The 25,752-nt window shown below is 44.8% G+C and carries 24 protein-coding genes; 20 read left to right on the top strand and 4 right to left on the bottom strand.

Going from position 1 to position 25,752, the window contains the following annotated elements; translation table 11 throughout:
* Positions 1 to 97 precede the first annotated feature (97 nt).
* A complete protein-coding gene (locus PODO_RS19670) occupies positions 98 to 529 on the top strand; it encodes a MarR family winged helix-turn-helix transcriptional regulator (RefSeq protein WP_036685713.1) in 432 nt (143 codons plus the stop codon).
* Positions 530 to 1,237: 708 nt separating this feature from the next.
* On the opposite strand, the gene PODO_RS19665 is transcribed toward PODO_RS19670, so the two are convergent.
* Together PODO_RS19665 and PODO_RS19660 are read right to left on the bottom strand one after the other, a co-directional pair.
* Positions 1,238 to 1,984 (bottom strand): RluA family pseudouridine synthase, encoded by a 747-nt coding sequence (locus PODO_RS19665; protein ID WP_036685716.1) that lies wholly within the window; start codon positions 1,982 to 1,984, stop codon positions 1,238 to 1,240.
* Between the two features lie 3 nt (positions 1,985 to 1,987).
* Positions 1,988 to 2,851, bottom strand: a complete 864-nt coding sequence (locus PODO_RS19660; protein WP_036685718.1) for a class I SAM-dependent methyltransferase — start codon at positions 2,849 to 2,851, stop codon at positions 1,988 to 1,990.
* A 231-nt stretch (positions 2,852 to 3,082) separates the two neighbouring features.
* On the opposite strand from PODO_RS19660, the gene PODO_RS19655 reads away from it, so the two are divergent.
* From PODO_RS19655 to PODO_RS19640, 4 genes are all read left to right on the top strand, one after another.
* Positions 3,083 to 3,913 (top strand): AraC family transcriptional regulator, encoded by an 831-nt coding sequence (locus PODO_RS19655; RefSeq protein ID WP_036685720.1) that lies wholly within the window; start codon positions 3,083 to 3,085, stop codon positions 3,911 to 3,913.
* 85 nt (positions 3,914 to 3,998) lie between these two features.
* Positions 3,999 to 4,364 (top strand): VOC family protein, encoded by a 366-nt coding sequence (locus PODO_RS19650; RefSeq protein WP_036685723.1) that lies wholly within the window; start codon positions 3,999 to 4,001, stop codon positions 4,362 to 4,364.
* Positions 4,365 to 4,535: 171 nt separating this feature from the next.
* Entirely contained in the window at positions 4,536 to 4,988 is a 453-nt protein-coding gene (locus PODO_RS19645; protein WP_038572388.1) for a flavodoxin, read from the top strand.
* Position 4,989: 1 nt separating this feature from the next.
* Entirely contained in the window at positions 4,990 to 5,757 is a 768-nt protein-coding gene (locus tag PODO_RS19640; RefSeq protein ID WP_052097172.1) for a hypothetical protein, read from the top strand.
* Positions 5,758 to 5,854: 97 nt separating this feature from the next.
* Here the strand turns inward: PODO_RS19640 and PODO_RS19635 are convergent, their stop codons facing one another.
* Together PODO_RS19635 and PODO_RS19630 are read right to left on the bottom strand one after the other, a co-directional pair.
* The gene (locus tag PODO_RS19635; protein ID WP_038572386.1) at positions 5,855 to 6,700 is read right to left on the bottom strand and encodes a GNAT family N-acetyltransferase; all 846 of its coding nucleotides are present in this window, start codon (positions 6,698 to 6,700) and stop codon (positions 5,855 to 5,857) included.
* 82 nt (positions 6,701 to 6,782) lie between these two features.
* Entirely contained in the window at positions 6,783 to 7,076 is a 294-nt protein-coding gene (locus PODO_RS19630; protein WP_038572385.1) for a GNAT family N-acetyltransferase, read from the bottom strand.
* A 1,661-nt stretch (positions 7,077 to 8,737) separates the two neighbouring features.
* Here PODO_RS19630 and PODO_RS19625 point away from each other — a divergent pair.
* From PODO_RS19625 to PODO_RS19555, 15 genes are all read left to right on the top strand, one after another.
* Complete coding sequence (locus tag PODO_RS19625) at positions 8,738 to 9,640, top strand: ArsR/SmtB family transcription factor (protein WP_038572383.1); 903 nt, start codon at positions 8,738 to 8,740, stop codon at positions 9,638 to 9,640.
* A 232-nt stretch (positions 9,641 to 9,872) separates the two neighbouring features.
* A complete protein-coding gene (locus tag PODO_RS19620; protein ID WP_036685737.1) occupies positions 9,873 to 11,621 on the top strand; it encodes an ABC transporter substrate-binding protein in 1,749 nt (582 codons plus the stop codon).
* Positions 11,622 to 11,685: 64 nt separating this feature from the next.
* A complete protein-coding gene (locus tag PODO_RS19615; protein ID WP_036685739.1) occupies positions 11,686 to 12,639 on the top strand; it encodes an ABC transporter permease in 954 nt (317 codons plus the stop codon).
* A gap of 16 nt (positions 12,640 to 12,655) precedes the next feature.
* The gene (gene opp4C, locus PODO_RS19610) at positions 12,656 to 13,579 is read left to right on the top strand and encodes an oligopeptide ABC transporter permease (protein ID WP_036685740.1); all 924 of its coding nucleotides are present in this window, start codon (positions 12,656 to 12,658) and stop codon (positions 13,577 to 13,579) included.
* Between the two features lie 11 nt (positions 13,580 to 13,590).
* Positions 13,591 to 14,574 (top strand): ABC transporter ATP-binding protein, encoded by a 984-nt coding sequence (locus PODO_RS19605; RefSeq protein WP_036685742.1) that lies wholly within the window; start codon positions 13,591 to 13,593, stop codon positions 14,572 to 14,574.
* Positions 14,567 to 15,532 (top strand): ABC transporter ATP-binding protein, encoded by a 966-nt coding sequence (locus tag PODO_RS19600; protein WP_036685744.1) that lies wholly within the window; start codon positions 14,567 to 14,569, stop codon positions 15,530 to 15,532. The genes PODO_RS19605 and PODO_RS19600 overlap by 8 nt, the downstream gene beginning before the upstream one ends.
* 210 nt (positions 15,533 to 15,742) lie before the next feature.
* Positions 15,743 to 16,351 carry a 50S ribosomal protein L25 gene (locus tag PODO_RS19595; protein WP_051491406.1) on the top strand — a complete coding sequence of 203 codons (609 nt, stop codon included), beginning with the start codon at positions 15,743 to 15,745 and terminating at the stop codon, positions 16,349 to 16,351.
* 324 nt (positions 16,352 to 16,675) lie between these two features.
* The gene (locus PODO_RS19590) at positions 16,676 to 18,523 is read left to right on the top strand and encodes a fibronectin type III domain-containing protein (RefSeq protein ID WP_218918653.1); all 1,848 of its coding nucleotides are present in this window, start codon (positions 16,676 to 16,678) and stop codon (positions 18,521 to 18,523) included.
* Positions 18,524 to 18,794: 271 nt separating this feature from the next.
* Positions 18,795 to 19,439, top strand: a complete 645-nt coding sequence (locus PODO_RS19580) for a YhbD family protein (RefSeq protein WP_038572382.1) — start codon at positions 18,795 to 18,797, stop codon at positions 19,437 to 19,439.
* 12 nt (positions 19,440 to 19,451) lie between these two features.
* Positions 19,452 to 20,138: a hypothetical protein gene (locus PODO_RS19575; protein WP_036685749.1), complete on the top strand. Its 687-nt coding sequence runs from the start codon at positions 19,452 to 19,454 to the stop codon at positions 20,136 to 20,138.
* Positions 20,131 to 20,802, top strand: a complete 672-nt coding sequence (locus tag PODO_RS19570) for a hypothetical protein (protein ID WP_038572381.1) — start codon at positions 20,131 to 20,133, stop codon at positions 20,800 to 20,802. Before PODO_RS19575 ends, PODO_RS19570 begins: the two co-directional genes overlap by 8 nt.
* A 40-nt stretch (positions 20,803 to 20,842) precedes the next feature.
* Positions 20,843 to 22,390: an MDR family MFS transporter gene (locus tag PODO_RS19565; protein ID WP_038572380.1), complete on the top strand. Its 1,548-nt coding sequence runs from the start codon at positions 20,843 to 20,845 to the stop codon at positions 22,388 to 22,390.
* 1,099 nt (positions 22,391 to 23,489) lie between these two features.
* Entirely contained in the window at positions 23,490 to 23,645 is a 156-nt protein-coding gene (locus PODO_RS31740; RefSeq protein ID WP_155288155.1) for a hypothetical protein, read from the top strand.
* A gap of 176 nt (positions 23,646 to 23,821) precedes the next feature.
* On the top strand, positions 23,822 to 24,781 hold the full coding sequence (locus PODO_RS19560; protein ID WP_036685755.1) for an ABC transporter permease: 960 nt from the start codon (positions 23,822 to 23,824) through the stop codon (positions 24,779 to 24,781).
* A 17-nt stretch (positions 24,782 to 24,798) separates the two neighbouring features.
* On the top strand, positions 24,799 to 25,695 hold the full coding sequence (locus PODO_RS19555; protein ID WP_036685756.1) for a carbohydrate ABC transporter permease: 897 nt from the start codon (positions 24,799 to 24,801) through the stop codon (positions 25,693 to 25,695).
* The last annotated feature ends 57 nt before the right edge of the window (positions 25,696 to 25,752 follow it).

Below are 25,752 nucleotides of genomic sequence, written 5' to 3'. Positions count from 1 at the left end.
CGGCAGAATTATTTTTTCTTCTTTTGCAGGAAATGGAAGTTGTTTCGCGAAAATGTAGATATACCGGATAGAACCGCGAGGAAAGGAAGGAATAAGTGTGCATGCTTCTGAATTCAGTAAAATTTGGCATAAGATTTTAAAAGATTATAAATTACATATGGACAGTAATCTTGCTCCAACGCTGACGGATGCCCAACTTACTGTACTTGAACTGCTTCAGGAACGCGACGCCATGAAGCCTTCTGATCTGGCTCCACATTTGGCGACCAGTCCTGCAGCGGTTACGATGTTACTTGATCGGATGGAGAAGCATGAGCTTATTGTGCGGGAAAGAGATGCTTCGGACCGGCGGATTGTATGGGTGAGCATAACGGAGACTGGAAAGGAAGAAACTGCACGTGGTCTAAAGATCCGCAGTGATTTTTTTGCGGAAGCGCTTGATCCGATCTCCTCTCATAACCAACAGTTACTGCTCTACTTAATGGGCAAAATGGTTGTTACAACTACACCGGAGGGTTCTACACCTTGAAGCAAATAGCTTTGCTGTATCACTAGTGCATTTAGAGGATGTAGAAGCATTTAGAGTGTTAGAAGTATTTAGAGTATGTAGAAGCATTTAGAGTGTTTTAGAGCAATTAGAGGCATCTAGATGCTTTAGTTGTATTTTGTACAGCTATTATTTGCTAATTACTCGATTGATGAAATTTAACTGTATTTTATACAACTATTTTCTTGATTTACTTCTCTTTTTGCAGTTTCCCTGATTTTTAATTGTAAAAAGTACACTTAAAATCCGATCTACTGCTTTTTTATTCGGAATAAGTGTATAGAATGCAGTTATCTTACTTTTCATTTCAGATTCCATCTAGGATCCACTGCTGAACCACTGCTGAACCACTGCTGAACCACTGCTGTTCCACTACTGATCCACCGCTGATCCACTGCTAAACAGAGCGGTTGACCGTTAGCTAAGTTCAGGCTGGAAGGTGGAAGGAATGTTTAATCTCGAAAGGATGTTTAATCTCAAAGGGATATTCAATGCCCGGCTGGAATAATCGGACTAAGCATATCCTGCGGAGCTAGGAAGAACACTTCAGCGTGCGTGGACCCTCTTCCCATAGTCTGTTCAAGTAGCAGACGCAGAACCAAAAACGAGGCAGTGATTCTCCACTAACCGGAGAATCACTGCCTCGTTTTTAAATAACAGGGATCGTTTCAATGCCTAGAAACGGCTGCTTTAGAACAGCCCTTTTTTTAGTGTTTCCCGCGGCCACAGATCCCAAGGATGGGTTTGTGGGGGCAGAGAGATGAGTTCCACTTCTTCTTTAGTAACAGGGTGAGGGAATCCTACAAGTGCTGACCATAACGCAATTTGTTGCCCCGGTCTGTTCACTGAAGCCCCGTACTTCTGATCACCGTATAATGGACAGCCGATCGAACTTAGCTGCACCCGAATTTGGTGGGAACGGCCTGTAAGTAAATCAATCTTAAGCAGGCTGTATCCTTCTGCACTGTCAAGAACTGTGTAATCCAGAATTGCTTCCTTGCCGCCGGGAGTTCCTTTTCGAACCACAGTGACGGTGTTACTCTTTGCGTCTTTAAGCAGCGTATCTGTAAGACGGCCACGAGTGGCTGGCGGTTTACCATGCACGACTGTTAAATACACCTTATGAAAGCCGTGAGTACGGACACTCTCGGATAGTCTTGAAGCCGCTTTGGAAGTCTTGGCAAAAATCATTGCTCCCCCAACCGGTCGATCCAAACGGTGGACCAGACCGATATAGACGTTGCCGGGTTTGTTGAAACGTTCCTTCACATCTTCTTTCAGCAGGTTCAGCAGGTCAGGATCGCCTGTTGCATCCTCCTGAACAGGAATATTCACGGGTTTTACAATCCCCAGAAGATGGTTGTCTTCGTACAACACTTCAAAGCGTTGTGATCCGCCGCTTACAGCCTCATTGTTGCCGGAACTATGCTGTGTCATGGCTTACGCCTCCCAGCGACCCAGGATACCACATGGCAGATTCATGCCGGAGGAGGTGATCGGAAGACCGATTTCGCCGGAGGTAAGCTTTCCGCCATAACGTTTGCCCATGGTCATGGACAACATGTTGCGCAGTACAGTTGGAGAAATTCCTGTGGTGTAGGAATTAATGAGCATGAACAAAGGGTTGTCGCTCATAATCTCCATACAGCTCTCAAGGAAAGGATACAAGCTTGATTCAAGCTTCCACATTTCTCCACCAGGTCCTCTTCCGTAAGAAGGAGGGTCCATAATAATCGCATCATATTTACTTCCGCGGCGTTGTTCACGTTGTACGAACTTGAATACATCATCCGTGATAAAGCGGACTGGACGTTCTCCAAGACCAGACAGCTGAACGTTTTCTTTCGCCCACTGCACCATACCTTTGGCTGCATCTACGTGAACGACAGACGCACCGGCACTCGCCGCTGCCACAGTAGCTCCACCTGTGTAAGCAAAAAGATTCAGCACTGAGATTGGACGGTTAGCCGCTGCAATCTTGTCCATCATCCAGCTCCAGTTGGCTGCTTGTTCCGGGAATAGTCCTGTATGCTTGAAGTTTGTAGGACGTAAGTGGAATTTTAATTTACCATAGCTAATCTTCCAATCGTCCGGAATGGTTTTTTTCATTTCCCATTGTCCGCCACCAGCGGAGGAACGGTGATAATGTCCGTGCACATCACGCCATTTAGCGGTCTCATTATTTAGAGGCCAAATAATCTGTGGATCAGGACGACGCAAGATAATATCGCCCCAGCGTTCGAGCTTCTCTCCACCGCCTGTATCAATTACTTCATAGTCTTTCCAATCGCTCGCTATATACATGATTTAATCCATCCTTCAAAAAAATTCATTTAGCCTTTATTGTACAACATTTCACCTGATTGCTACAAACAAATTACGCCTCAGCCAGCTTCACCAATTATTTTGTCCAATGCTAATGAGGTGTATAATATTCCCATGCTTATGCGGCTATTCAACTGGTGCTGCAAGACTTGATTGTGTATGATCAGATAGTAGAGTTCTTACCCTATTTACGATCGGAGAACTAAAGCTATGTTCAATCTCTCACCGCTGTATTTCCCTATAACTGCAAAACCCAACCACACTAGTGAGTTTCTGCCCAGCCATGCCTTGCAGCCGTTTATTCGCTGTTTTTGGGGTTCTGTAGATGTGGAGTCTATACAACAACCTGAGACGGAGACAATAATTCCGGATACCTGTATGGATATTATTTGGGATTTGGATAGAGAATCAGGCAATACAAACACTTTTTTCTCCGGTATCAATGACACTCCATTTGAAGTCTCTTCAGACGGAAAGCCAGGGGGGAGTTCAACCTTTGGTATCCGGTTTCATTTCTGGGCGGTTCATTTTTTTGCAGATGATCATCTGCGGAATGTCTTGAATGCACATGTCGATGTAGAACATTATTTTGGCACTTTTAAAAAAGAGCTTGGTCATCTATTGGAGAAAGTAAACTCGATGGACGAAAGGATTGCAGCCGCTGAAGCCTATCTGCTTCGTCGTCTTGAGCGTAGAGGGCGGACTAACAATCGGATGATGAACGCAGTCTATACTATGGTTAAACAAAAAGGGATTGTGACCGCAGAGGATTTGGAGACCAGTTCTAATTTAAGCAGACGACAACTTGAACGGCTTTTTCAAGAATATATAGGTGTATCGCCCAAAAAAACAGCAGATCTCGTGCGGTTTCAGAATGTATGGCGGGAGATGTGTCATTTACCTGGGCAGACAAAGAATATGCAGGATCTTATTTTCGCGTATGGTTACAGTCACCAGTCCCATTTTATCAATAATTTCAAAAAATATGCAGGAAGAACCCCACTTGAAGCCTTGGTCTATGCAGGCCGAAGAATGTCGTAATTTTGCAATACAAAGCGTGTTAACCTTGTTAGACTAAACCCATGTAAGAAATGAGACATATTATGAAAATGAGAGGGGACAAGTTATGATTTCGTCTTTTGAAGGGACTAACATTTACACTAAAGATACTGCGGTGTCAGCTAAATTTTATACGGAGGTACTAGGAATTCCTATGCCTTTCGAAGGCTACGGTAATTTCGACGGGGCAAAGCTTGGTTTTGACAAGAAACAGCCGGGAATTATTATTTGGGATGCTGCAAAGTGGGAAAATCTTACGACAGGTTTTGTTAATTTAGTATTCGGCTGTGATAATCTTGATGAGACATACGAGCAGTTGAAAGCTAAGGGACTGGATTGTCAGCCACCTGTTACGATGGAATATGGCGGTAAAGAAATGAATTTTCGTGATCCTGATGGGAATCACATAACCTTGCTGGAAGGTGCTTATTAAGCTTCTTTTTAAGAAAAATGAGACGGTGCGCAAACTTCAACCGTGTGTAATAACGGGGAGTTTGCGTTTTTTTAACTTTATTTATTGACAATGATAATCATTATCAAATAGAATGAGGTGAAGCGTATATGATTTAAATTTAAGGTGTTAGTAGGGGAGGAACAGGAGTTTATGGCTAAAGTGCTTGTGGCATATGCTAGTTTAACTGGCAACACTGAAGAAATGGCTGAATTGATTGTAGAAGGAATACGCCAAGCAGGCGGTGAGGCTGTTTTGAAGTCGGTCACTGAATGTAATGCGATTGAGATAAAATCATATGAAGGCGTTCTGCTAGGGGCATATACTTGGGGTGACGGAGAGTTGCCCGATGAATCTCTTGATTTCTATGAGGAGATGGATGAACTTGATTTGACTGCCATGAAGTCAGCAGTTTTTGGTAGTGGGGATACAGGCTACGCCATTTATTGTGGGGCAGTGGATGTTATCGAGGAGAAGTTAAAGGCGCGTGGAGCAGTCATTTTGCAAGATAGCCTAAAGATTGAGTATGGCCCTAATGCTGTAGAAAAAGAAGCCTGCCGTCAATTCGGACGTCAATTCATCGAAGCCTGTATGGCGGTAACCTAAGATGGGGGGGCCAGTGGGAAGTTGGTTTAACAAAGCAAGGGCTGTACATACCCCTCCGTATAAACGGCTGCACGATTATCGCATGGAGCATATTATGCTGGGCGGGACTGAGAATTTAGCTAGCGGAGCTCCAGCGACGGGGCTCCCACGCTGGCGCCAGCAGGTTCAATATGCTGTGGGGCATACGCTTAATGACTTCTATAGTCTGCTGCCGGAAGTGCGGAGAGAGACACCTATACAATTTCTGTTAGAGCGACGGTGGCCTCCTAGGGGAGATGCTTTTCCCTCCCTTTTGCAATATTGGGATATCAAAACGAGTGTAGCTGATGAGCTTATGCGTATCGTTTCAAGCAATCATCTACAGGAGATTCCAGTGATGTTATATGAACAGTGGCATGTCCCAGTTCCAGCGTTGAATTTGGAGTTATCGATGATTACACAACTGGCTTGGAACTCTTCAAAAAGTGGCCGGAGCGTGAACATTCAGAAGTTTATGGTTAATGGCAATGAGGATATCATCACTGGATTTATGCATATGGCCAATGTTTTTTGCCATCATGCTTATGGTGAGCCAGCGGAGACCGTGGAAGTTTTCTCGCTGCTGGATGGACGTAAATACTGCTTTGCTGGAGAGGCAATCTCGCTTATGGAGTCACTGGATTATGTGCGTTTGTTATCCGTATTTCTTGAGCGTGAAGTGTTAGCTGACGGTTCCTTAAGCTGCAGCGATCGTAGAAATGAGAGAGGCGAAGCGAATTATTTACTATAATAAATATAGACCTCCTTATCTGCAGGTTAGAACACCAGCAAGTAAGGAGGTCTTATTGTTACTGCTTTATTAAAATCTCAAGAGTTAGGTCGGGGGATTAGCCGATAAATCGGTAATAATCCTGTTTATTCTGAATGACAAAGCCGCAGCTCTCATACAGCTTAAGTGCATTGGGATTATCCAGTGCGACCTCCAGATTTACACCATTATAATTTTGGCGCTCTCGTTCGATGGTCTGAAGAAGGGCGCTGCGGCCAATGCCAAGCCCACGTAGCTTTTTGTCGACTGTAAATCCATAGATCCAGGATTCATTATCTTCAGTCCACACTCGCATTTTCCCAACAGGCCTGCCGTCCATCTCGATCATAATATTCTCTTGCATATCTTCCTGTTTGTGCAACTCATACTGCTCGGCAGCATCTTCTGTCTTCATATCAAAACCTCCACAATCCAGTTCGACCAGAATGTGTGCCTCTTCTTCACGAGCTGGCCGTAAGACCACAGTCCCTGTTGCTGAGCTAACATCAGAAGAAACCATGGAATTGCCATCCCATTTCATTTGATATTCAGCGTGATTGAACTGTAGAGGCAAGGTTTGCAGGAAAGCAGTTCCAGATGAAGAAGCGGCGGGTGCATTTAGAAGAAGAGTAGAGACTTTATTGCGTTTGATTATGTTTTGTGCTCGGTTCCACAGAGAGGTGAAGATTCCGCGTCGACGGTAGCCTGGCCGAACCATGCCACAGACCTCCATATCGCTTCCAAAACCATAGAGTCCCAAGAAACCGACCAGTAATTCGTCCTCATAAGTCACAAGCCATTCCGTATCACCTGCGCTTGATGGCTGGCGGAGCATATCCCAATTCAGTTTTAATGAGATTCCTTCATATTGCTCACAGCGTTGTTGCAATTCCTCAATATTCTTAAAAGTGTCGGCAGACGTCAAACCCGTTTCCCCCTAAAGTGTATTTGAACTATTATAAGTTCGCATAGTTACTAAAAAAGCTTCGCGGAAACGGGAGCAGGTTTTAAGCTCTCCCGCCAGTATTCCCGCTCAGCACGTCTTTGTACTCCGGGTACTTCTCAAATTGATGCGCAGCATAGGAGCACACGGGTACAATTTTTAAATTCTCATTCCGAGCCTTGTCCACAACAGCACGTACAAGCTCTTGTCCAGTACCTTGCCCGCGCAGTTCTTCGGAGACACGAGTGTGGTCAATGACCAATTCCCCGGTTTCTTTATCCAAACTGTATGTGATTTCGGCAAGGTCCTTACCGTCATTAGCAACAAAAAAACGTCCGTTTTCATTTTGAATTTGCATCTTATGGCTTCACTCCTAATTAGTTATTGCCTATATTTTACTACCATGAATTGCAAAAAGCGAGGAACGAACCAGATTGATTGTTCTTCGGGCTGAATGTTGCTTTCCTTGTTACCCGTGGATCGCTGAGCTGCATTTTTGTCCATGTGGGCAACTTGGCTATAGCAGAATATGAGCAAGTGTGAGTTAACTAACCTCAAGTATTTGTTTTGGTAAGCTGAAAACTGGGAACGCTGGGAACCCCCGTAACCCCCGGAACCCCCGGAACCCCGAAATGCCGTAACCCCGTAACCCCGTAACCCCGTAACCCTTGGTTTTCCTATCCGCAGAACCTTTCGGACCCAGCTGACGCTATTTGCATATTTTTAGCCTTTTAAGTAAATTTTCGGACACCAGCGCAGCTATTCCTGTGGAATAGGCACTAAATTGGCGTTTTTTATGCCAATAGCGCCTATGGAGTCCGATAGCATGCTGAAAAGGGGATAATACTGCGAATAAGGTCAACTGTGTCCGATAGCGTAGGATACTAATCCTCCGTAGAACCTTTCGGACCAGAGTTCTAATTTCCCACTGATGCTTTCGGACCCAGCAGACGCTATTTGCACATATTTAGCCGTTTAAGTAAATTTTCGGACCCCAGTGCAGCTATTCCTTATGAATAGGCACGAAATAGGCATTTTTAATGCCCATAGCGCCTATGGAGTCCGATCGCACACAAAAAATGGGATAATACTGCGAATAACGTCAACTGTGTCCGATAGCGTAGGATCCTAATCCTCAGCAGAAGCTTACTGACCAGAGTCCTAATTCCCCACTGATGCTTTCGGACTCAGCAGACGCTATTTGCACATTTTTAGCCGTTTGAGCAAATTTTCGGACCCCAGTGCAGCTATTCCTTTGGAATAGGAGCGAAATAGGCATTTTTAATGCCCGTAGAGCCTATGGAGTCCGATCGCACACAAAAAATGGGATAATACTACGAATAACGTCAACTGTGTCCGATAGCGTAGGATACTAATCCTCCGTAGAACCTTTCGGACCAGAGTTCTAATTTCCCACTGATGCTTTCGGACCCAGCAGACGCTATTTGCACATATTTAGCCGTTTGAGTAAATTTTCGGACACCAGAGCAGCTAATCCTTTGGAATAGGCACGAAATAGGTATTTTTAATGCCCATAGTGCCTATGGAGTTCGATAGCATGCTGAAAAGGAGATAATACTGCGAATTAGGTCAACTGAGTCCGATAGAGCTGAGTCCTGATCTCCCGCTGAAGCCTGCGGACCCAGCAGACGCTATTAGCACAAGGTCAACTGAGTCCGATAGAGCTGAGTCCTGATCTTCCGCTGAAGCCTGCGGATCGAGCAGACGCTATTAGAATAAGGTCAACTATGTCCGATAGCGCAGAGTCCTGATCTCCCGCTGAAGCCAGCGGATCGAGCAGACGCTATTAGCACAAGCTCAGCTGTGTCCGATAGCGCCCACGCTCGCGGAAATGACAGCTAAACCAGCGTGCAATGCAGAAAATTCGGTGCTGAAACAGCAGCTAATGAATTTTTATACACTCCCGTTTATAGAGTAGCTTGCGTATTCTCAGGATAATACAATAAGATTAAGAGAATATCTCACTACTGAAAAGAACCGCTAGCAGGAGGAATCATTGTGGAATACAAGGTTGAGGTTGAATTTGGATCGATTTATGAATTGTTGAACAGCTTACATACTTATCTCTGCAAAAAATCCTATAAGAAGATTGATTTAGGGGTAGCGTGGGCTAATGAAATTGAAAGCACGCTCAGTGAAGAGCTGTTATCCCGTCTGAAAGAAACCGAACTAAACAATGAGTGGAAAATGTTGAATCTGCTCATTTACTGTTGTCCATTTAAGGATGATGTAGACAGTGTGTTGAACTGGATTGAACGGTTATCGGTTGGTGAGTTATATGAGACCTTATCAAAATATGTAAAGGTATTTCCAAGCCATATGGAGGATTACCGTAACCGCGTAGTATTTTTACTTTCCGAGTGGAACCGCCAGTACTTTAGCCAATGCAATCCTGCGATTTTGAGCAAACTGCAGCAGCATGCGGATTCGAAGAACACGGAGCTTAATGAACTGGACACTGCGGATTTCGTGAACAAGACGACCAACGGATTTTACTTCATGCCTACGGATGGGCTTAAGAAGCTCGTACTGATTCCACAGTATCATTTTCAGCCTGCTAATATTATCTATTGCTATGGGGAATTAACGATCTGCCATTATGCGGCGTGGATATCGATGGAGAATGAGGAAATCTCCCCTTTTATGTACAGAGCGATCCGTAGTCTGAGTGAAAAAAGCCGGCTAAAAATCCTCCAAGCCCTTAGTGATGGCCGTAAGACGTTTACCGAAATTGTTAAGCATGCGGGTATCTCGAAGGGGATTGTGCATGATCATATTTTTAATCTTCGTTGTGCAGGTTTGCTTCATGCCTATATTGAAGGAGAGAATGTCACCGGATACAGTCTGCGTCTTGAAGGTATTCATCGGATGAACGAGCAGCTATTCGAGTATTTGAAATAATGATTTTGAAAAAAATAACCGTCTGAAAGCCAGGGCTTCTCTTATGCAGAGAGGGGTTTTGGCTTTTTTATTTGTTTTAATTATCGCCTAATTCTGTTTATGGAGAATTTTTTTGAAGTTCTCTCTTTACAGAACTCGAAAACCTTTCTATAATGAACATCAGATGTTATTCATACTTAACGGGTAGGAATTATAGTTATTATTCTATCAGAGAGAAAAGGGAGATAGGTACATGAGAAAAAATGCGATTGTAATCACTTCATTACTGCTTACGGGGTCACTGTTACTTTCTGCTTGCGCTAATAACAGTAATAACGAATCCTCATCCGCAAACAATGCGGCTGCAGGCTCCAATTCAACCAATGTGGAAGCAACCACTGCACCAGAGATTGTTCCTGCGGGTGCTCTAAGCGAACCTTTTACTGCCACGGATTTATCCAAACTTCCAGCGGTGGCCCAGAAACGTACAGATACCATTATCGTTGGGCTTACGGACCCAAGCGGAGCGTTCACTCCTTATTTTCAACAAAGTGGTTATGATGGCAATGTCTCTTCACTGCTATACGCTTCTCTCGTAACTGTTGATGACAAAGGCGTTCCAACGCCGGAGCTTGCGGAGAGCTGGGATGTTTCGGATGATCAGCTTACATACACGTTCCACTTGAGAAAAGATTTGAAATTCAGCGACGGTTCACCGTTAACAGCGGATGATGTGGCATTTACATGGACGATCCAATACGACAAATCGTATGACGGTAGCTCCCAGCTTCCATCGCTAAATGTTAAAGGCGGCAAAGCCTATAAGGAAGGTACATCCCCTACAGTTGAGGGCATTAAAGTAATTGATCCACAGACGATCTCAGCAACCCTTGAGCAACCAAACGCAACGGCGCTGGTACAGCTCGGCTCGAATGTACTATCGAAAGCTTACTATGGCAAGGACTATAAAATTGGAAATCTTGAATACATTAAAAAGCTGCATGAGAAGCCACTTGGCGATGGACCTTACAAGCTGGAAAAATTTATTCCAGGTCAAGAAGTGCGTTTTGTAGCGAATGAGAATTATTTCAAAGGTAAACCAAAGACGGAGCATTTCATCTACAAAACTACGGAAGGCGACGTATGGCAGTTCGTAGAAACTGGTGAAGTGGACTACGCTTCCTTTAGTGCGACAGACGAGAATATCGAGAAGCTGAAAGCACTTGGTTTTGTGAATATTATTCCATACACTCCAAGTACCTATGGTTACTTGCAAGTTAACCTCAAGCATGAGCAGCTCAAGGATAAGCTTGTACGTCAAGCTATTGTGTACGGTTTGGATCGTCAGAGTATTTATGTGGATGCAGCACAAGGTGCAGGTTCTATTGCCAACATCCCGGCATCGCCGATTTCCTGGTCTTACACTGAGGAAGGTATTAATCCTTACAAATATGATCCGGAAAAAGCAAAACAATTGCTCGATGAAGCTGGCTGGACGGTAGGCGCGGGGGGGATCCGTGAAAAAGATGGCAAACCGCTGAGCATCCATTACCTCGGTTCGAAGAGCAAAAACACAGATATTTTCATCGCTGTAGCTAAAGAGAATTTTGAAGCGCTGGGTATCGAATTCCAGCCTGAGGTTTTCGCAGACTTTAACTCACTGGTATCGAAAGTAGAAGGTGGGGACTATGATCTCGTATCCTTCTCCACAAGCATGTTGACTGATCCGTCTGACGGGTTCATGCAATTCTTCGATGGAGAAATCACGGATTATGACAATCCGAAATTCCTAGAGCTGTACAACAAAGCCTTGGCCACTACTGATATTGAGGCACGCAAAGCGGTATATAAAGAGCTGTATCAGCTTTTCAATGATGAACTGCCTATTATTTTTACAAGTTATAAAAAGACAGTATACGCCTATAACGGACGTATTGAGAATCTCTCGGTCAGCCCGTTCATCGGTCTTGCTGGCAGTCTGCCAACTTGGAGCCTGAAATAAATAAACCAGTGTCCCCTGCCCTGACTGGATTCAAGGGCAGGGGACGAATCATAAGGAGTCTGTCATGAGCGCTTATTTATCGAAAAGACTGTTGTACATGGTCATCATCTTATTTGCGGCATCATTATTGATCTTCTGTCTGTATGCTTCAACTCCCGGTGATTTCATAACCGGAAATATTAAATTGACCGCTGAACGCAAAGCTGAGCTTCGTGAAATCTACGGCTTAAACAAGCCTGTGCTTGAACGGTATGGGATCTGGATGAAGAATGCGCTGCATGGTGATTTCGGGTATTCCTTAGCTCAACAAAAGCCTGTGCTGCAGCTTTTTAATGATTATATTTGGAATTCCTTTTTGCTGGCTGCCGTATCTACGTTTCTAACGTGGGTGATTGCGGTCATTATTGGCGTCATCTCTGCCTATAAGCAATATTCCTGGTTCGATACACTAGTGATGATCGCTATATTTGCAGCAATGTCGCTGCCGTCATTTTTTATAGGCTTATTCCTGATCAAAATCCTGGCCGTCGATCTCAAGTGGCTGCCTCCAGGTGGAATAATCACCACGGGTAGTAATGCTACGGGTTTGGCTTACTTTAAGGAGATCGTAATGCATATGACCCTTCCGGTTGTAGTTATGACCCTTCTGGGATTAGGTTCGCTCACCCGTTATTTCCGCAGCAATATGATTGATGTCTTAAAACAGGATTATATCCGTACGGCACGCGCCAAAGGCCTAAAAGAACGCAAGGTGCTCTTTACACACGCCTTACGTAATGCCTTGCTGCCCGCAATTACACTGGTTGGTTTTGAGCTTCCAGCACTATTTGGCGGATCACTTATTATTGAGAAAATATTCAATTGGCCTGGGATTGGCCAACTGTATATGCAGTCCTTCGGACTAAGGGATTATCCTTTGCTGATGGGCTTTACGATGTTTATTGCCATACTTACCGTCATAGGAACGTTGCTTTCGGATGTTTTGTACCGGATTGCCGATCCTAGAGTTCGGCTATAGAGAGGAGGAAGCTGACGTGGCAGTTCAAAGTAATGTAGCTGGGATCGCGAAGCCGCAGACCACCAAAGGAAAATCCTCTTTATTCCGGCAATCCATGCGGAGGTTGCTGAAGAACAAGCTGGCGGTATCCGGATTTGTGGTGGTGATCTTTATGTTTGCGCTTTGTTTTATTGGTCCGCTGTTCTCACCTTATACGGATAACAAAATTAATATGGCTATGATGAACAAGGCACCCAATATGAAGCATTGGCTGGGCACTGATGCATTGGGCAGAGATATTCTGACCCGGGTAATGCAGGCGGGGCGCATTTCACTGACCGTAGGACTAGCATCAATGGTTCTTTCGGTGTTTATCGGTGCTCTTTTGGGGGCTATTGCTGGGTATTACCGCGGTATTGCCGATCAAATCATTATGCGGATTGCGGATCTTTTATTGACGGTCCCGAGTCTGCCACTGCTCTTTATTTTTGGTGCGTTATTATCGGAGTGGAAGATTCCAACGGATTATCGGATGTATATCGTTATGCTGATGCTTAGTATTGTTAGCTGGCCGGGTATGGCACGTATGGTACGGGGGCAAATGCTTAGCCTGCGTGAACGTGAGTTTATGCAGGCGGCGGTAGTATTAGGCCTCCGTGATCGGCGTAAATTATTTAATCATTTGCTGCCGAATATCGTTCCGTTGCTGATCGTTATGGCTACCCTTAACATCGGTGGCGCTATATTGAGTGAATCGGTTCTTAGCTTTTTTGGGCTAGGTGTTATGCCGCCAACTCCAACCTGGGGCAATATGATTGATGCTGCGAATAATATGATCGACTTTCAGGATCGGCCGTGGCTGTGGATTCCACCAGGGTTATCGATTTTTGCGACAGTGATCGCGATCAATATCTTTGGAGACGGACTCCGGGACGTGCTTGATCCTAAACAGAAGAGGTAGGTGACCCTCAGATGAGTGATTTAATGAATATAGACGGTCTAAGTACATACTTCTTCACGGAAGAAGGAAAAGTGAAAGCCGTTGATGATGTAAGCTTCCGTGTTCGCGAGGGAGAGACGGTATGTATCGTTGGAGAATCAGGCTGCGGCAAAAGCGTGACTGCGATGTCCATCATGGGACTTGTCGAGGAACCAGGGGGCAAGGTAGCCCAAGGGAAAATTGATTTTCAGGGTGAGGATTTGTTGAAAATGGACAAAAACACACTGCGGACCATCCGCGGGAATGAGATCGCGATGATCTTTCAGGAGCCCATGTCCTCCCTTAATCCTGTAATCAAGATCGGTGAGCAAATCATGGAGCCGCTGATTGTACATCTGAAGATGAACAAGAAACAGGCGCGTATCCGGGCGATTGAACTGATTAAGCAGGTAGGCATATCACGACCAGAGCAAATTGCTGATAGTTACCCGCATGAATTAAGTGGAGGTATGCTGCAGCGGATCATGATTGCTATTGCCATTGCCTGCAGTCCAAAACTTTTGATTGCTGATGAACCGACTACGGCGCTGGATGTAACGATTCAAGCGCAAATTCTGGATATGCTGCGTGAAATTAAAGATAGCTCGGGCATGTCCATTCTACTAATCACCCATGATCTTGGCGTAGTGGCAGAGATGGCCGATTATGTGATTGTTATGTATTCCGGAAAGATTGTGGAGGAGGGGGAGGTTGTTGAATTGTTCAACAACCCCAAACATCCCTATACAAAAGGGCTGCTCAAATCGAAGCCGGTAATCAATCAGCGACAGGATGAGCTGTATTCCATACCAGGTCAAGTGCCAAATCCGCTTGAGCTGGTGCCCTCTTGTTATTTTCATGACCGCTGTGAGCATTGCATGCCTGTATGTGTCAGCCAGCAGCCCCGGCTTAAAGAGGTAGCTAGCAGACAAAAGGTAGCTTGCTGGTTGTATGAGGAGGCGGTTGTTCATGCCTGAGGCACTGCTTGAGGTCAATCATTTAAAGAAATATTTCCCTGTTACTAAGGGGCTGCTTAATCGAACCGTTGGGCATGTGAAGGCTGTTGATGATATTAGCATCACACTTCAACCTGGGGAGACGTTTGGGCTTGTAGGGGAATCTGGGAGCGGCAAAAGTACAGTCGGACGGACGATTTTACGGCTAACGGATAAAACGGCAGGTGAGATCAAATTCAAAGGGATAGACATTCACTCCCTGTCTCCCGCTGAATTGCGCAATATTAGACCCCAAATGCAGTTGATCTTCCAAGATCCTTATAGCTCTCTTAACCCACGGGTTCGTATAGGTGATGCCATTGGTGAAGCTTTACTAGATCATGGTTTATGCTCAAGGTCCGAGGTGCGAGATCTGGTGCTTGAAGCGCTAGCGGCTTGCGGTTTATCTTCTTATCATATTGATCGCTTTCCGCATGAATTCTCCGGGGGGCAGCGGCAGCGGATCGGGATCGCCCGTGCGCTTGTTTTGAATCCTGAGCTGATTATTGCAGACGAACCAGTTTCAGCACTGGATGTTTCCATCCAAGCACAGATTATTAATTTATTCAGTAAGCTCCAGCAGAGTCGAGGGTTAACGTATTTGTTCATCTCCCATGACCTGAGTGTTGTGGAGCATTTGTGTTCAAGAATCGGTGTCATGTACCTGGGCTCTATGATGGAGACGGCATCAAGAGATGAACTGTTTAAGAATCCGCTCCACCCGTATACCAAAGCGCTGCTGTCGGCTGTTCCGATTCCTATTCCAAAGCTGAAAAGGGAAAGGATTGTACTTAAGGGAGATATTCCGAGTCCGGTAAACCCGCCTTCTGGCTGTAAATTCCATACCCGTTGTCCCTTTGCGCAAGAGGTTTGCAGATCTGAAATCCCGGTATTTCGTGATGTTGGCAGTAACCATTTTGTAGCTTGTCATTTAGTTTGATAGTTGTCACAAATATAGCAATGATTTACTCCTAAGACATGAATAATTAATGTTGAATTGTATAATAATACAATTTGACCTTATTTTTACCTAGGCTCAAAAGTCTTGAGAGGTTTCAAAGCCAGGTCAATGGGGTAATTAGAGAGTGGTTAGGTTAGGCGTACATATCTAATCGGTCTAGTATAAAATCCCTACTTAGGAGGAATCATCGTGAATACAACAGTACGTTTGACAGAAAGATCCGGCTCGACTTCTTCACAGCGCAGAAAAGGCTTTGTACCGGTAGTCGTGTACGGTGCAGGTTCAGATAGCCAGTCCTTTACAGCGGATGCTAAGACAATTTCAGGTATTTTAGCCAGCAACCCACGGGCTGTTCTTACTTTGGAATTGCCAGACTCGGGCAAAAAGAACGTGGTTATTCAAGAAATCCAACGTCAGCCAATCTCTAAACAACTGCTGCACATTGATTTTCAGCAGATTGATATGAAGGCCAAATTGGATACAAAAGTAGCGTTCCACTTTACAGGTGAACCAGTAGGTGTGAAGAGCGGCGGCGTGCAACAAATTGAATTGCATGAGCTGGATATTCGCACACTTCCAGATAAAATAGCTGCATCCTTTGAAGTGGATATCAGTGGACTAGATATTGGTGATCAATTGCTGGTATCTGATTTGCCGAAGCATGAAGGCTGGGAAGTATTAACGCCTGAGGACACTTTGATTGTCCGTATTTCACCTCCAGCAGCGCAAGAGCCAACAGAAGAAGATACTGCTGAACCCGCTGCAGCTGAAACTGCTGGCGAAGATAAAGCAGAATAGTATAGAGATAAATAGTAAAGAGCAGATAGAATCCTTATAAAGGAGCTGTCTGCTCTTTTTGTTTTGCCTTCATAAATATGAATTCATAAAAAAGATGCTGGTCTTTCGTATGGTTTCTCAAATGGCAATTTTGGTTGTTTCGCCTCATTTAGTTAAAAATTTACATAAAATCGTTGACGAACGGGTTTCTAAGCCTGAAAATGAGGACAATTACCATGGTGAAATATTCAAAAGTCCCTGTTGTTGCTGTTTGAAAACGCTTTAGTTTTTATGCTTCTAAGAACTCTCATTGCCTAGTTCATCATGATTAAGAGGAGGAAAGTTATGAAGATGAGGAAGCTGTTTTCGATCTTAATGACAAGTTTGCTGGTGCTTGGGGTAGCTCTACCCTTTGGTGGAAAAGCGAATGCAGATGCTGCAAGTGACGCTTCAAATCGTGCTTTAATCTGGTTGAAAGCCCAGCAGGATGCAACAGCGGGGTATGCTTTTGAGGGACTGGTAGATAGCTTTGAAGATTTCTGGGGACCGAACAACCCCAAACAGATTGTATACACGTATGATCAAGCGGTTGCAGCTATCGCCTTTATTGTAAAGGGTGAACGGACGCGGGCAGAGCAGGTTTTGAACAAAATGCGGGACATTCAAGATCCTTCCGGCTTCTGGCTGAATTCTTATTGGTATAACAACGGCTTCGGAGAAGAAATCCGTAAACATGTGGGACCCGTTGTATGGATGGCAATGGCTGCTATGGCTTATGAGAAGCAATATAATGATACACGGTATCGTCCGATGGCACTTAAAGCACTCGATTGGAGTTTACAGTATAAAAAGGCTAATGGCAGTATTGCAGGAGGATGGAGTGGTTGGAGTAATTCCGATGAGCCTTGGAGCTCAACCGAGCACAATATCGATATTTACCGGGTATTGCAGTATTATGCTTCGGTGGATTCCTCAAAGGCAGCCACTTATAACAGTGCGGCTTCTGGAGTCAAAACCTTCCTGGATAATTATGTGTGGGATGACACTGTCAAACGTTTCAAGGGGGGCTGGAAAAACGATACAAATCTGATCGACCCCAAAATACCTTTAGACGTGAACCCTTGGGGAGTGTTAGCTTTAGGCGTATCCGGGGCCCATAACTACGGCGCAAGCTTAACCTATGTGGAAAATGCCTCCGGCACCCCGGGAACACTAGCAAATCCGCGTTACAAGCAGACGCTTACTTACAATGATGCTGGGAATACGCTCACCGGATACGATTTTGACTGGACAGACGAAGTATTGCCGGCGTATGACGATAACGGAAATCAAATTGGCAATACGGGTGCTGACGTATGGTTTGAAGGAAGCGCATTCATGTCACTCGCTTATTATCTGCAAGGCAATGCCTCAAAGGCAGACGCCATTAATACAGAGATTATTAAAAAACAAGGCACAAGCGGTGCTTCGCTCGGGGGTATTCCCTACTCGCTGAAAGGGTCCAGCAACAGTTATTGGGTGATGGCGCAGCAAAACTGTGTTTCCAGCACAGGCTGGTTAATAATGTCCCTGCACCGGTTTAATCCATTCACAGGTCAATATTTGACGGGTGGTGGTAATACTGGGGATGCAGCCGCGCCAACCGCTCCCGCTAATCTAACGGTAACCAGTAAGACGGATACAGGAGTTATCTTAACCTGGTCCGCTTCTACCGATAATGTTGGCGTTACAGGTTATATTGTTTATCGCGGAACACAGCAGGTGTCCACTGTGGGGGGAACTACAGCTACTGTTAGTGGACTTACTCCAAGCACAGCCTATACGTTTACAGTAAAAGCTACGGATGCAGCAGGTAATTTATCCTCCGCTAGTAATACCGCAACAGTTACTACTAATTCCACTGGAGGCAGCGGAGGCGGTGATCATGTGACGGCTGACTTTACAGCAGGGGTAACGAGACTTTCTGCTACAGAGGCGAGTATCTATATTACACCTGTAACCAGTGCTCTTTATGTAGATGTACATTACAAGATTAGCGGTGGTTCCCAGCTTAATTACCGGATGACTAATAACTCAGGAACATGGAAGCAGACGGTGAGTGGATTAAGCGCTGGCAGCAGTATTGAGTACTGGTTCACTTATGAGAAATCCGGCCCGCAATATGATTCAGCACATTATACTTTTGTTCAGTAAGATTAGCAGTTCGTAAAAATCATTCTAAGAGAAGGCTGTTCCATGCTGCCATTTATAAGCGGCGGGGGCAGTCTTTTTTTGTGGGAAAAATAGTGAATAACCGTTAAATCCTTCTCAAGACGGAGGTCTGCTCTTAAGGTATGCTTTAAAATCTTTGGGGGAGACGTTAGGACTCGATGGTCACTAGCGTAGGTAGGTATGAGGTGAGTTTATTTTATTGGTTTTACAACGTAACAGTGTTATGTTACGATGGCTTCAAGGAGTGATAAGCATGGAAGAGGATTTGATCTCGAAGAAGCAGCTATTGGAATTAACCGGTATATCCTATGGGCAATTGTACCGCTGGAAGCGGAAGCAGTTGATTCCAGAGGAATGGTTTATCCGTAAATCTACGTTTACTGGACAGGAGACTTTTTTTCCAAAAGACATGATCTTGTCCCGTATCGATAATATTGTGAATATGAAAGATGGACTTTCTTTGGATGAAATGGCTGATAAGCTGTCAGATAAGGCTTCTTTTGACAGAGTAAGTGTATCTGCTGCGGAAATTATAGAACGTAACATTGTTTCGTCAGTGACACTGGGGAAATTTGGAGAGAGGCTTGGTGTCAAGAATGGATATAGCTTCGATCAGCTCACTTATTTATTGGCTGTAGACCGCCTGCTTAGTGCAGGGGAGATGAATATGGAGGAAGCAGAGCTCCTGTTTCGAACCTTAATGAATAAAGCCTCCAATCTTGAGAGTGAAAGCTGGGAGTTGTTTTTTATCCGCAAAATGGGGGTGTCATCCTTTATTCTGGCTCAGGCACCAGCGGAGTTATGGTTCGATGAAGGGGTAAAGCTGGTCAGTAAAATACTCAGTGCAGATGTAATAGAACAATTGAAAGGTAAGCTTGCTTTTAAGCTTGTTGAATAGGGGGTTACTGTAATGGATAAACGACAGCTGCCGGATCTGATTATAAACGGAGTCAGCGGGGGGGCAGGAGGTACTTATAACAGTGTGCAAATCGATGGTGTAGGCAAAGTAACGGGACCCATCGTGACGCGAATTTTTAAAGGAAATGGGCATATGAATTTGAAGAATGATCTCTCGGCGGAAGAAGCGGAATGCAATGGGACGATGAAAGTGCTGGGACATTTGCGTTTTAACTCCCTAAAGGTGGATGGAATGATTACTGTCGGTGAGAGCTTTCGGGGAGAAAGTTGCACTCTTCATGGAATGCTGAATATCAAGGGTGATTGTGAGCTTGAGGATTTTGCGGGGGAAGGAAGCTTTAGTGTCGGAGGTTTACTTAGTGCAGGACATGTAGACTTCAAACTGCAAGGGCAGGGAAAGGCGCATGAAATTGGTGTGGAGAGTCTAGTGATCCGGCAAACGAATAGTGGAGTCTGGAGCAAAATGTTAAGTGGAATCATCCCTAAATTAAGATCGGAGCTGCGGGCTCGGACTATTGAAGGAGATTTTATTGATTTAGAGTATACAATAGCGGATGTTATCAGGGGCAATATTGTGATTGTAGGGCCAGGCTGTACTATCGAACGGATAGAGTATCGTGATCAGATCACAGTACATCCAGAAGCAAAGGTTGGAAAGGTGGAGAAGATCGGTGAGTGAAGAAACAACTCGGAGTAATTTGAAAATAATAGGCACAACGACCTCAGCGGGAGGCTTCTTTCGGGACATTAAAGTTACTGGGGAAGGTCATTTTGCAGGTGATGTAGATTGTGAGAAGCTGAGCCTGACTGGAAATGCCAGAGTAGATGGAAACCTGCTAATGACCAAAATGAAAATAACCGGTGAGATGACACTTTTGGGTAATCTTGAAGGGGATTCCTTGCGGGGTCAGGGTGAAATTAAAGCAACCTCCGTAAAAATCGACGATATTCATCTTAATGGTAATTTGGAGGTCAATGGTGATTGTGAAGGTGAACATCTGCGTATTTCGGGCGCTCTCAATGTGGCAGGACTGCTAAGTGCGGAGCAACTGGAGATCAATTTATATGGAATAAGTAGAGCGAAAGAGGTTGGAGGCAGTGCTTTAACGATCAAAAAAAGCAAGACCGGAAAATTCCTGCATTTGATGAAGCAGAATCCTAAAGTGCTTTTTGAGGCTGGGCTCATTGAAGGCGATACGATAGAGCTGAATAATACAAAAGCAAATATTGTCAGAGGAGATCGGGTAATCATCGGTGTGGACTGTGAGATTGATACTGTGGAATACCGTAGTGTTTTGGAGATTCACAAGAATGCAATAGTGAGGCATCAAGTGAAGTTGTAACACATAGTTATAGATCTTTTGACAATGGGGAGTGGAATAAATGAGTGCTGCCAAAGCGCCCAATCTGGGCATTGTTATCGCAGGTCTGCTGTTAGGAATACTGATGGCCTCCATGGACAGCACCATCGTTGCTACAGCAATGGGCAATATTGTTGGGGAACTAGGCGGTATGGACAAATTTGTCTGGGTAACATCAGCTTATCTTGTAGCTGAGATGGCGGGGATGCCTATCTTTGGCAAGCTGTCTGATATGTATGGGCGTAAAAAGTTTTTTATTTTTGGGATTATTGTATTTATGGCAGGTTCGGCGCTTTGCGGGACGGCAGATACAATTACTCAGTTGGCTGCTTATCGGGCGGTTCAGGGAATTGGAGGCGGCGCGCTAGTGCCGATTGCTTTTGCCATAATGTTCGACGCCGTACCACTGGAGACACGGGGCAAGCTGGGCGGTGCATTTGGTGCGGTGTTTGGATTATCAAGTATTTTTGGTCCATTGCTAGGCGCATATATCACCGATCATATTGCTTGGCAGTGGATATTTTATATTAACTTGCCGCTTGGACTGTTGGCTTTTGTGATGGTCGTATTCTTTTATAAAGAATCACACGAGCATTCTAAACAACCTATTGATTGGCTGGGTGCGGGCACACTGCTGGGCTCTGTCATCTGCTTAATGTTTGCGTTGGAGCTGGGTGGAAAAGAGTACGCTTGGGGCTCATCGATGATCCTCGGCTTATTTGCAGCTTTTGCTATATTGGCGGCAGTGTTCCTTTTTGTAGAGACGAGAGCGAAAGAGCCGATCATTTCCTTTGCTTTATTCAAAAAAAGACTGTACGCCGTCAGCATTCTGTGCGCGCTATTTAGCGGTGCTGCATTTATCGTGGCCTCCGTATACATTCCTATTTTTATTCAAGGTGTATTGGGGGGTTCGGCTACCAATTCAGGACTTGTCCTGCTGCCGATGATGGTCGGCTCAGTAATTACCGCCACAACGGGAGGATTCCTGATGGCAAAAACCAGTTACCGCAATCTGCTGATACCTACGTTTGTACTTTTGGTGATCGGCACAGGACTGGTAGCAACGCTTACTCCGGAAGCTTCACGTCTCTTGGTTACCTTGTACATGATTTTAATCGGATTGGGCATCGGCGCTTCCTTCTCTGTGTTAAGCACAGCAGCTATTCATGGTCTGACAGCGCAGCAACGCGGCTCCGCCAGCGCAACACTAAATTTCATTCGTTCGCTTGGCATGACCATCGGAATTACCACATTTGGCATTATTCAAAGCCATTATTTCTCGGGCAGTCTAACTAAGTTGCTCACAGCAAATGGAGGAGGAGCTGCTTCTGCGGGGGCTGTGGGGGCTATGGATTTTAAAGATCCGCATTCCCTGCTGTCGCCTGAGACTAGAGCACTCATTCCACCGGAAATTTTGAGCAAAATTACAGAGGGACTTTCCTCTTCCATTGCGAACACCTTCGCTTGGGCGGTTATTCCAGCTGCATTAGCTTTGCTGGCTTCCTTTTTTATGGGGCGTCAGAAAATGGATGCCTCCGCGGAGGGGGAAGTTAAGACGCCCGGGCATTAGGTTTTGCGGAAGACGTTGGGCATTCGAATAATGAGCGGAAAATAGTGCGTATTATACGGAATGCAGTGATTTGGTGTAAACAAACTATGGTTGTAAAGTGATGGAGCAGCTTCTCATTTGAGAGGCTGCTTTTTTATGTGTGGTTGGGAGTACAAATGAGCATGAACCCTCGAAGTAAGGGAGCTGCGTTGAAGGATGAGTAAATGCGATGAATCCTGGAAATAAGTGCATCTGAGTCCGATAGATGAGGGAATGCGATGGATTCAAGAATGAGTCCGATAGCATGAGCAAATGTCATGGATTCAAGAATGAGTCCGATAGCTTGAGCAAATGTGATGGATTCTTGATAGAAGTGCGCCTAAGAATGATGCGTGGAGTGTTGCGGACCGTATAGTCGCTATTGCTGATTTTTTAGCTACTTTGCGGTAGTTTCGGACTGTATTGTTCTTATGGGCATGAATTTGCTCATATTTGGACTATATTTGTGTGAATAGCTGCACCTGAGTCCGATAGCACGAGGAAAAACGCTGAATCCCGGAAATAAGTGCATCTGGGTCCGATAGCATGAGGGAATGCGGTGGATTCTAGAATGAGTCCGATAGTACAAGAAAATGTGATGGATTCTAGAATGAGTCCGATAGTACAAGAAAATGTGATGGATTCTAGATAGAAGTGTGCCAAAAAATGATGGGTGGAGTGTTGCGGACCGTATAGTCGCTATTGCTGATTTTTGAGCTACTTTGCCGTAGTTTCGGACTGTATTGCTCTTATGGGCATGAATTTGCTCATATTTGAACTATATTTGTGTGAATAGCTGCACCTGAGTCCAATAGCACGAGGAAAAACGCTGAATCCCGGAAATAAGTGCATCTGGGTCCGATGCGAGATCTATGAAGTGTGAAAGACCATAACGGATGTAGAGGACAAAGCGCACCATAGTTGATGTAGCGGATGAAGAGGACAAAGCGCACCATAGTTGATGTAGCGGATGAAGAGGACAAAGCGCACCATAGTTGATGTAGCGGACGAAGAGGACAAAGCGCACCATAGTTGATGTAGCGGACGAAGAGGACAAAGCGCACCATAGTTGATGTAGCAGATGAAGAGGACAAAACGCACCATAGTTGATGTAGTGAACGAGGAGGGTCTAGTTGCCCATAGCTCCCAAGCGTCCCTTAGAAACCATTTCTTTCAGCGGCAGGATGAGGGGAATTCCCGTCATCCTGCCGCTTTTTATAAGCCAAAAGGCATGTAGGCTCTACATCACTAGACCCACAGTGATTAGGTAGAAAATGGTCGAAATAGATGCGAATTTGGTTCACAAGCATCAGACGGTTCTCCAGTGAGGCCGTTCTGTGTTCTATCTCGCCATACATAATGGTTCTGATACTATGAAAACGTAATCAAAATCTGGGTATAGGAGATTCCGACATGGGGGTACCTTCTGGTGAATTACTTCCCAGCGTCGATCCGGTTCATCGATCCCGCTGGAAGATGAAGAACAAACATAAATTGTTCTTCATGGCTTTTCCGTTTCTTATTGTCACCTTTATTTTCTATTATCTGCCGATCAGCGGATGGATTTATGCATTTTATGATTTCATTCCCGGAATACCGTTGTCTGACACGCCATATGTCGGGTTGAAATGGTTCAAGACGATTGTATCCAATCCAACACAGACCGCAGAGGTTGTGCGCGTGCTGAAGAACACTCTTGCCATGAGTTCACTTGGACTAATTACCTCGATATTTCCAGTGATCTTTGCGATTTTTCTGACCGAGATTAAGTCAGGCTGGTATCGCAAGATGGTGCAGACGCTAACCACGATTCCGAACTTTATCAGCTGGATTCTGGTATATGCATTGGCTTTCTCGTTGTTCTCCGTTGATAACGGGGTCATCACGCACATTTTAGTGCAGCTTGGAATCGTTGATGAAGGTTATAACTTTTTAGCCTCCAGCTCGAATATTTGGGTCACGATGATCATTTGGTATTGGTGGAAATCGTTAGGCTGGGGTGCCATTCTCTATCTTGCTGCAATCGCAGGCATTGATCAAGAATTGTACGAGGCCGTTGAGGTGGATGGTGCAAGCCGGTTCCGTAAAATCTGGCATATTACCATTCCGGGTCTTGTCCCAACCTTCTTTGTCCTACTGCTGCTCTCCATAGGTAACCTAGTCAATAACGGGATGGAGCAGTACTTTGCCTTTCAAAATGCGATGAATAAAGATTCCATAGAAGTGCTGGATCTTTATGTATACAATATTGCGTTCGCTAACAACTTTCCGTTTGCCACAGCTGTCAGTATGCTGAAGTCGGTCGTCAGTGTAATTCTACTGTTCGCGGCAAACACATTATCCAAGATGGTGCGTGACGAATCTATCATTTAAGGCGGGGGTGATCCCATTTGAGAAAGAAAAAACTAACTTCTGGAGAATTAATCTTTCAAATTATTATCTACACACTCTTTGGATTGTTCACCCTGTCATGCATTTATCCATTCTACTATTTGTTCATTAATACGATCAGTTCGAATGATCTTAGCGCAGCGGGGTATATCAAATTTTATCCAAGGCAGATCCATTTTGATAACTATAGTAAGGTTCTAAGAATCAGTGGTTTAGGTCATGCGGCGACAGTCTCTATTTATAGAACAGTTGTTGGTACTTTGCTCACCGTTGGGTCTTCGGCATTCCTTGGGTACTTGTTCACCAAAAAGGAGATGTGGGGCCGGAGTATTTGGTACCGCAGTGTTGTAGTTACGATGTATTTCAGCGCAGGGCTGATCCCATGGTATATCACCATGCATAACTTGCATCTGACTAATAACTACCTGGCTTATATTTTGCCAACCATTATTACTCCTTTTAATATCATTTTGGTCAAAACCTTCGTCGAGGCTATTCCGCCCTCACTTGAGGAGTCGGCGTCAATGGATGGAGCAGGTTACTTCCGGGTGTTCTGGAGTATCATTGTTCCTCTTACAACACCTATCTTGGCTACGATTACGATTTTCTCAGCGGTGAATCAGTGGAATGCCTTTATTGATACGGCGTTTCTAATGACAGATACGAAATACTTTACGCTCCAGTTCTTATTATGGCGTTATTTGAACGAATCCAGCTCGCTCGCGGCCTTAATTCGTAATTCGCCAGATATGGCCGCTAGTGCAGCGAATATGCAGACTCCAACCTCTGTGCGGATGACTGTAACGATGATCGTCGTATTGCCGATTTTGATCGTGTATCCGTTCTTCCAACGCTTTTTCGTCAAAGGAATTATGATTGGTGCGGTTAAAGGCTGATGGGTGGCCGCTCTGGACCAGAACTGGGTTTTCCTCTGCTATAAGCAGAGTTGAACT

The sequence above is a fragment of the Paenibacillus odorifer genome, assembly GCF_000758725.1.
GTDB classification, from domain to species: Bacteria; Bacillota; Bacilli; order Paenibacillales; family Paenibacillaceae; genus Paenibacillus_AQ; species Paenibacillus_AQ odorifer.
The sequence above is the reverse complement of the archived record's forward strand: the minus strand, read 5'-3'. Positions and strand labels throughout refer to the sequence as shown.